We start from the raw sequence: 8,700 nt of genomic DNA on the forward strand, positions 1-8,700 counted from the left end.
TTATTTACATAAAATCCACCCATATTCTTCATTTTCAGCTTTTTAAGTGCAGATCAAAACTCTGTTTCTAAGGAAACACCCTCCCGTTTTTTTCTTTTATCCACGTATTTTTTACCCATTTTTTTGTTTCTCTTCTGTAAATCGATCGAAAAATCCCAACCACTAAGCTTATACCTTAATATATAGGGCCGCTGTTTGAATCCAAGGGTGTAAGTCTTTGAAAAAATATCCGACAAAAACTTGACAAGTTCGCTACATAGTTTTTACATTTGTAGCTAATTCTTTGTAATTCTTTTTATTCGAGAAAAATCGTCCTCAATATTGATCATTTTTTACGTTTGATCATTTTTTTGCGTTCTCCTGATCGATTTGGTTATCGTTTCCTTCCTTGCTGACCTTAAATTCGCTCAACGAAATAATTTGAGCGTTCTCAAAACCGATTTTTGATCAGCGTTCGTATGAATAAGTATCGTTTTTTGGCATTGTGCTTGGTATGCACGGCTTGTAATCCAAAAGAATTGCCTTTTGAAGAGGAAGGCAAAAGCCTTCTGGCCGAACTTAAGCAGCTCAATTGTACCAATCAACGTTACGAACATACCATTGATTCGCTTTGGGACAAAGTATCTACTCGCCTGGATCAAGTATTGCCTGATACCATGCCTTCTGGTCGCCGGGAGAACATGATTAAAATCCGCAATGCTGGTCTCTTAAAACAATTCAAAATTTTTTATACTACGCTTGATACAGTTTCGCTCAATCTGATTACCCGCAGTGGACAGATTGATTCACTCATTGCACTCCAGATCATGGAACTAAAAGTGCAACGCGAGACACAAGAAGAGCAGGTGTTGAATTTTTTGATGAAAGTGGAACATCAAAATCCTCAGGCTGCCCTGCAGTGGAACAAAAAATTCTTGCAGGCCTCCAAAGAGGCTTGTCAATAATCTGATTAATGCATTCTAACAAGTCAACAATAATCCTATGAGAAATTGGCTACTCACTCTTCGTAATCTGGCCATGATGGCCCTACTCGCAGTGGCAGTCTTTAACTGCCAAAAAGATGACCCTACCGATATCACAGATAATCCTTCAGGTGACCCCTTGAAAGAATCTTACGAACTGGCAAAAGCTTGGAATACAGTACAATTGGATATAGAGCGTTTTTCCCGAGGTTACCGCCCACCAATTGCCGCGCGCACCTTAGGCTATACTGGCCTGGCTGCCTATGAAGCAATTGTAAATGGCATGTCACGCGAATACAATTCTTTTGATGGTTATTTTAAAGGACTGGACATTCCAGAACCCAACGCTGGTGAAACCTACCATTGGCCAACGGTGCTAAATGCAACCTATGCCCGCTCAATCACTCATTTTTACCCTACTGCCCCAGCTGCCCAGTTGTTCACGGTCTATTCTCTGGAGCAGGACTACAATGAAAAGTTCCGGTTCGAGGTACCCAACGACGTTTATGTGCGTTCGCTTGACTATGGTCGGCAGGTAGCTGATGCCGTATTCAACTGGTCCAGGACGGATAAAGATGGGGATGGGGCGTTCTTGCGTACCACTGACCCTAGCTACGTTCCACCAACCGGTCCAGGCAAATGGCAACCCACTTTCCCTGATTACTCTCCAGCCTTATTGCCTTATTGGGGCAAGGTGCGCACTTTTGTGGCTGACGCCACAGATAAGTGTCCAGAACCACTGGCATACAGCACCGATCCCAACTCCGAAATTTACAAACAAGCGCTGGAGCCATTTAAACTGGTCAATCAAATCAAGGCAGGTGGAGCACCTAGTGAGCTTTGGATTGCCGACTTTTGGAGCGATGATTGTGCTACCTTGACTTTTACACCCGCAGGGCGTTTTATTGCGGTAGCTAGCCAATTGATAGAAAAAGAAAAGTTGAACTTAGGTGAAGCTGTGGAAATCTATGCTCGGGTAGGTTTGGGGCTTTGTGACGCGGGTATCCGCGCCTGGCACCAAAAATTCACCTACAATTACGAACGTCCAATTGATTACATCCGCGAAGTAATGCCTGGTGCAAATACCTGGAATTCGGTGATGTGTCCCGATGGCTCTGGCCGTTATTTCACGCCACCATTCCCAGCCTATCCTTCCGGTCACGCTACTTTTGGTGCGGTTGCTGCTGAAATTTTCTCAGGTATTTTTGGGGAAAACTATCAGTTCACCGATCGTTGCCATGAAGGCCGTACCGAGTTCATTGGTAAGCCTCGTTCCTTTAACAGCTTCCGTCAAATGGCCGAAGAAAATGCTTACTCTCGCTTACCGATTGGGGTGCACTTCCGAATGGATGCAACCTCTGGTGTCGCAATGGGTTACGGTATTGGAAAAAAAGTGAACAGTTTGCCTTGGCGCAAGTAATAATGTGCTGATTTGATGGCCCAATAAAAAGAGGCTGTTTCGTAGAAAAAATGCGAAGCAGCCTTTTTCTACTTACGAACGCGCATAAAAAAGGGCATTGCCCAGTGGATGCAGGCATTGCCCAAGATTTGAAGGAATAAAAGGGTAGATGTCACTCACCATTGTAGTGGGTAAAAAAAAAGGGTTCCGCAATAGTATTTACGGAACCCTTCCAACGCACTCATGAGATTATAAGTCCCCAAAAAGAAAGGCGTTGGGGGCGCCAAAAATTTTTACATTCAGTGGGAAAAAAAATTTGTCAGTGTTGGTCCTTGTCGTCTTAAAAAAAAAAAATTAGGTCGTCGTAGGAATTACAATTTGCCAGCGTGAGCCGTTTTTTAATCCAAAGGATGTTGTTTGTCCTTCTTCATGATACAAATGTAGCAGAACAATATTGTGAAATTAAGTACAATTAACTATCTTACTGGACTAATTTCCAAAGCATTCATTGGTTTAAAAAATTGGTTATCAGATTTTTAAACCTATTTTTTAGCCTTAAAAATAATTTTTTACCTTTTTATGAAGGACAGTAAACTTGTAAAATATATCGCAGAATTGGGTCAACGCGACCGTGAACGCCTCCGTCAGTTGGTGCAATCGCCTTTTTTTAACCAGCACAAACCGACGATAGACTTGCTGGAACTCATTCTCAAGTCCGTTGCTAAAGGGGACGCTCCACTGAATCGGGAGAAAGTGTACCAAAAGATTTTTCCGAAGAGTACTTTTGACGAACAGAAGTTGCACAATGTGATGTCGAACCTTAAAAAACTGTTTCATCGGTTTTTAGCCATTGACTACATTGAAAAACAACCTTTGCTCGAAGATTTGTACACGCTGGAGGCCACGTTTGAGCGCAACCAGTTTGAACTCATGACCAATCGGGCCAAGCTGCTGGAAAAACATTTGGCCGATCAAAAATTTGAAGACTATTTTTTCCATTATGCCCATTATCGCATGGACAACAACCTGGGCTATTACGGTGGCAACTACGTAGACCGCACCAAAACGGAAACTTTCCAGTCCATGCTCAACCACCTCGATCGTTCTTTTTTGATCGAAAAACTGCGCAATTGTTGCCACCTGACCGCCAACTCCATGCAGGTCAATACCCATTACGATTTCGGGCTACTCACACCTTTGCTTGAGCACATCCAAACGCATTACATCAATACGCCTAAGCAGGACCAGGATTGGTCGATCCGGCTGTATTGGACCATTCTGCAAACCATGCAGGATGAAGGCAATGCGGCACATTACCAGGAGTTAAAAAGGATGCTCAACGAATCATTTGAACATTTTAGTCCAGAAGCTCAAAAGGACCTGTATGGTTTCGCCAGCAACTATTGTATTCGCCGCAGTATGATGGGTGATGAAGAATACAAACGGGAGTTGTTTGATTTGTACAAGCGCGGACTGGAAACCAATATCCTGCTCAGCAATGGCATCATTACTGAATACAACTACAAAAACATAGCAACCCTGGGTGGCAACTTGCGCGAATTTGACTGGACCGAGCGTTTTTTGCAGGAATACAAGTCGATGCTCCCGCCTACCAAACGTGAAAATGTATACAATTACAACCTGGCTTATTTGTTCTACAATAAAAAACAGTACAAGCTGGTGTTGTCCAATCTGCTGCATGTACAGTTCACGGATGTAATGTATTATTTGAACTCCAACTTCTTGATGTTGCGCACTTATTATGCCCTCAAGGATACCGAGGCATTGCTGTCGCTGATTGAAACCTTCCGTATTTTTGTAATGCGCAACAAAAAAATGTCGCCAACCCAGCGCAAAGAATACACGAACTTCCTACGTTTTGCTAAAAAATTAGTGGAATTGAAACACCACGGTGGGACTTATACCCGCAGTGCGTTGGAGGAAAAACTAAAAGCCCTGCGGGCGAAAATAGAGGCGACGGATAGTGTGATCAATCGGAGTTGGTTGCTGGAGGAAATGGGGGGATAGGTCAGCGCAGAAACTATCCACGACAAAGAAAATTAGCACCAAACATGAGTCATCCCGAATTTTCAAAATAATTCCAAAGCGACATAATTTCACAAAGAAAGCACAAAGAAGCACAAAGGACACAAAGTTAGACGTTGACGACGCTTCGCTTTGTGTCCTTTGTGTCCTCTTTTTTTTCCTTTGTGCTAAAAAAAATGTCGCTTTAGAAAATATTCCTTTGTGTAATCTTAAAATTTGCCCTGCAAGCCCAGCATAAAATTAAACCTCCGGGAATTGTACCCGTACAGGTCAACTAACTTTTGATTGCTGAGGTTGCGCAAATCCAAAAAGACTTTCAAGTTCGGTTTGATCCGATATTCCTGGTACAAATCTAGGGTCAAATAAGGATCCAATTCCACCTCGGAGGATTCGAAACTACTGTTGTCAAAGTAATTGTCGATGCGTTTGCTGACACTGCGTACCGAGAGGCTAGCCTCCCAGTTTTTGCTTAAACTGTAGCCAATATTCAGGTTGACGGCATGTTTTGGGCGACGAAGCAGGTTAAAATACGTCGTGTCTCGGCCTGAACTCAGGGCAGTGGTCACTTTACCATCCACATAAGTGTAGTTGAAGCCCAGCTTGAGTTTGGTCCATTGCATTTGCCCTTCCAACTCTAAACCCGCATCGTCTTGTTGGTTAAAATTGAGGTATTGACCAAAAGGTGGCGCGGAGGTAGAGCGGAAAATGATCACATCCTGGAGTGAACGTTGGAAATAAACGGCCCGAAACTGAGTGGTTTGATCCTTGCTGAACCATTGTGCTCCCGCTTCAAAGTTGGTACCCGTTTCTGGTCTCAGTTCCTGGTTGCCATAAGCAGAGAAGAGTTGGTACTGCGTAGGCGCTTTAAAACTGCTTGACAGATTGATGAAGGCTTTAAATTGTTGATTGAGAAGAATGTAGGGGTTTGCATTGTAAGTCGTGAAAGTCCCAAATTCGGAGTGTTGATTAAATCTTCCCCCCACTTCAAACCCAAAAATGCCAAGTTTGGACACATTTAAAGAGGCGTAAGTACTCAAGAGGTTGGACTGCGTAAAATCAGCCTTCAATTCGTCCAGGTATTCCCCAAAATCGCTGATCGAGCGGTACAACTGATTCATGTTTTGGCTGCGGTTTTCGATGCCCAGCAGGAAGTCCATTTTTTGCCCAAACTTAAAATTGCCATAAGCCTCCAAAAAATTGGATTTGCCCTGGTAGTCAGTACGGGAATATTTGTCGAAAGCCGTCGCCGGTACGGAGGTCGAATCATCTTCAAAAATCCGCTCGGTGGCGTTGTAAACATAGTTTACCGTCAGACGCAAGTATTGTTTGTCAAAAACCAGTCCTGCTCCCCCCAGGAGGTTGTTGCTGGCGGTGATGTAATCGCGATCATCCACAAAAGCACCCGCGTCGATGTCCGCAGTATAGGTATTGTAGTTGAACATACCTTTGAGCAAAAGGCCAGGTACAATGCGCTGTTTGAGTTGAGCGCTAAGGTTGTTTTCCACAAAACCATCTTTGTCAAAACCACCCAGTTCCTTTTCATCCAAAGCCGAGGAAAACCCTTGGCTATTCAAGTGGCTGTACTGGGCGCTGTAGCTGGTTTTTTCAGTTTGTCCGCCCAGGCTAAGGTTTCCTTTCCAGGTACCGTAACTGCCTGCTCCCACCAAAGCCTGAAGCTCCAGCGGTTTTTGAAAACTTTTTTTGCTAATGATGTTGATGACCCCCGCCAGGGCATCGGAGCCATACAAGGTGGATTGCCCACCCTTCAGGATTTCGATGCGTTCGATTTGATCGATGGGGATGAGGTTCAGGTCAAAATTGTTGCTCAAATTGGAAGGATCGTACAATGGAATGCCGTCCAGCAGAATCAGCGAATAACCGATTCCGGCGCCCCGAATGTACACACTTTGATTGGTGCCCAGGTTGTTTTGAGCGCCGTTGATGATGATTCCGACCTGGCGATTGAGCAAATCAGCCAGGGTTTGGCCCGAGGAGCGCTCCAAAACTTCCGCGCTGATCACGGTAAGTACTTTACCGGTTTGGCTTTGCTTGCGCTCGTGTTTGGTGGCCGTGATGACCACCTGATCGAGTTGTTTGATGGAATCTGCTGTTGTGCTGTTTTGGGAAAACAGGAATACTGGACCTGCACATAGCCCTAGCGCCAGTGCCAGCGTGTTGAATGCTTTAAACATGGTTAAAAATTGTGGCATACCCTGAAGGTGTTCCGCAGAGGAAGTCCGCTTAGAGATGGCCATAAGCAATAAGGTAACAAGCACTCGACCCAAACCCGTCCTTCCGCGGGTGTCGGCTAAGGATTATCAGCGGCAGGTCTCCTGGCTCGTTTCATTGCAGCCAGCCTTCCCGGAGTTGAGATTTGCTCCAGTGGCCAGAAAAGGGCAGCAACTAAAAAGGCTGTTTTAGAAGCTGTTTGAATTTTTTTGACGGGCTACAAATAATCCATTTTCCCCCAAATTGCGTTCCGAAAATGCTCATTTAGCTTCTGCTAAACTCCACTTTTCGTGCCTTATTTGGGCTAAAATGGACTTATTTTCGCCTCGCCCCAAAAATTCAAACAGCTTCTTCTTACAGCCTAATCGAAACTTACAGTTGCGGGGACAGCTCCGGCTTTGCACCGGATTCCCTATTAAGCCATGCACCACCCGCCGGGTGGTGCATGGCACCGTAGATCGGGGGCGAAGGTAGGGAATGGGGGGAAATGTGGCAAATAAAAAAAGCGTGTCTCCCCAAAAAAAGAGACACGCCTGAAAGATTGCTAATAACAAAATACGATATAGTAAATGAAGGGTATACGAATACGTACACCCTTTAATATAATAAGTTTATTTGTTGGTTAACACCATCTTACGCGTTTGTGTAAACGCGTCGGTTTGTAAGGTGTAGTAGAATACTCCACTCGTGTGCAACTGTGCCTGGCTCAAAGTAACCTGGTTACGTCCTTTGGCATAGTCACCTTGGATGCGGTATATCAAACTTCCTTTTACATCCCGAACCGTGAGTACAGCACTACTTGCTTTGGGCAAATAGAAGCCGATGGAGGTTTCATCCATAAATGGGTTTGGATTGTTTTGCTCCAAAACGTAAAGGTCCTGCCCTTGTACCTGGCCAAAGTTGAGTTGTACCCCGATTACTTCGTCCATTGCATTGTAGGCTTCCGCAGTGGTCAGGCTGCCGTTCAAACGCAGCAACTTGCTGAGTTGGCCCGCTTGTTTTGCCCGCAAAGTCAAGGTATAGAGTACTTCTTCTGCTTTCAGTTTGGCATTCCGGTCATTCCAGGAAGTGGTCAGCATACCTCGATCGGCAAAGACGCCCGTTTGATCGGCTTTCACCAAACCATAGTCAACATCTTCCAGGCTCAGGGCCGATTCATCCCAATTGAGGGTGAACTGCCAGCCTTGAATCGCCTCTTCAGCTTTCACCTTGATCGGCACTTGAATGAGTTGACCAGCCTGTAGGCTTTGCTCCTCGGTATTGAACAGCAGGGTTTTGCCGCTGCGTAGTTCACTGGAAGTTGCACCGCTTACCGTAGTTGCACTGCCATTGACATCACCAATCTTGACGGCCATGAAGTTGGCTCGAATATCACCAGCCAAGTCGTTGACGTTGACTACTTCCGGGAACGCAGCACTCCATGGATTGCTTGGATCGGGGAATTGATAGGTTCCATCTACGAATCTCCAGGAGGTGTTGTTGGCGAAGTGCGTGTCGATGTTCAAGATCAATTTCCGCAACTGGATCATGTCCAAAGTTGAAATCGACTTGGAATTGTTCACGTCAGCAGCAATCAATTTGTATGGGCTGTTCAGGGCCTGTACATTCAGGATGTGCTTTTGGATCAATACCAGGTCAAAAGTAGATACACCATTCAGGTGGTTTTTGTCCAATTGTGGCGTTACCGTGAAGTCAGCTCCTTTGCTCAGGTTGAGGAAAGAGTAACCACCAGTAGCTGAAGTAGCCTGAGCCTGAGAAGCAGCACCACTCAAAGTGATGGTTGCACCTTGCAGGTTAGCATTGCCTTCAGTTGCGATCGTACCAGCAATAGAATTAACTGAACCAACTACTCCACAAACTTTGCGGTTGTCCTGAACTTCGATGTAAGTTACACAGAAGTCGTCCTTACCAGCATTGTCCCATGCGTGCAATTCAACCAATACTACTTTACCAGCGTCAGCACAAGTCAGGTTCAAACCAGTTTGAGTAGAAACCACTGGATCACCTACGCGGTTGATCGAGTACTTGGTCACCAGTTTCAAACCGTTCAGGGTTTCTGGTCCT

At 45.1% G+C, this 8,700-nt stretch carries 5 protein-coding genes and 1 riboswitch; of the genes, 3 read left to right on the forward strand and 2 right to left on the reverse strand.

The window, feature by feature from the left end; translation table 11 throughout:
- Positions 1 to 458 precede the first annotated feature (458 nt).
- The 3 genes from ACEW9O_RS23620 (at position 459) to ACEW9O_RS23630 (ending at position 4,389) form a co-directional block, all read left to right on the forward strand.
- A complete protein-coding gene (locus ACEW9O_RS23620) occupies positions 459 to 944 on the forward strand; it encodes a hypothetical protein (protein ID WP_373552682.1) in 486 nt (161 codons plus the stop codon).
- 37 nt (positions 945 to 981) lie between these two features.
- Positions 982 to 2,382 carry a vanadium-dependent haloperoxidase gene (locus tag ACEW9O_RS23625; RefSeq protein WP_373552683.1) on the forward strand — a complete coding sequence of 467 codons (1,401 nt, stop codon included), beginning with the start codon at positions 982 to 984 and terminating at the stop codon, positions 2,380 to 2,382.
- 558 nt (positions 2,383 to 2,940) lie between these two features.
- Positions 2,941 to 4,389, forward strand: a complete 1,449-nt coding sequence (locus ACEW9O_RS23630; RefSeq protein ID WP_373552684.1) for a hypothetical protein — start codon at positions 2,941 to 2,943, stop codon at positions 4,387 to 4,389.
- 227 nt (positions 4,390 to 4,616) lie between these two features.
- On the opposite strand, the gene ACEW9O_RS23635 is transcribed toward ACEW9O_RS23630, so the two are convergent.
- Positions 4,617 to 6,599, reverse strand: a complete 1,983-nt coding sequence (locus ACEW9O_RS23635; RefSeq protein ID WP_373552685.1) for a TonB-dependent receptor plug domain-containing protein — start codon at positions 6,597 to 6,599, stop codon at positions 4,617 to 4,619.
- A gap of 113 nt (positions 6,600 to 6,712) precedes the next feature.
- Positions 6,713 to 7,107: riboswitch (cobalamin riboswitch) on the reverse strand.
- Positions 7,108 to 7,247: 140 nt separating this feature from the next.
- Positions 7,248 to 8,700, reverse strand: a 1,453-nt coding sequence (locus tag ACEW9O_RS23640; protein ID WP_373552686.1) for a cohesin domain-containing protein, incomplete at its 5' end; no start/stop codon positions are given.

This window comes from Haliscomenobacter sp., from assembly GCF_041740695.1.
Taxonomy (GTDB): domain Bacteria; phylum Bacteroidota; class Bacteroidia; order Chitinophagales; family Saprospiraceae; genus Haliscomenobacter.